At 50.0% G+C, this 258-nt stretch carries 1 pseudogene; it reads left to right on the top strand.

Annotated elements, in window-relative coordinates:
* Positions 1-258, top strand: a pseudogene (locus tag E3E51_RS13030) (methyl-accepting chemotaxis protein); the annotation flags it as partial.

The raw sequence follows: 258 nt of genomic DNA, 5'->3' as shown, positions 1-258 counted from the left end.
CACACAAACTCAAAGGCCTAATCGGAGAAATAGTCCACGTAACAGACGAACTTGAGAAGAGGGCCACCCTCCTCGCCCAGATATCAAGCGATGTCACTGAAGCCATCAATCAGGTGAATGAGGCAGTACAGCAGGTTAGTATTGAGGCTCAGAGGCAGCAGGAGAACATTAACGAGATAACTGAAGGAATGCGCTTCGTTGCTGAGACGAGTTCGGAGAGCGTCAGAGCAATGGACGAATTCGAAGCGGCAGTAAACG

The organism is Thermococcus sp. 21S7 (genome assembly GCF_012027615.1).
GTDB lineage: Archaea > Methanobacteriota_B > Thermococci > Thermococcales > Thermococcaceae > Thermococcus.
This window is presented reverse-complemented; position numbering and strand designations above follow the sequence as displayed.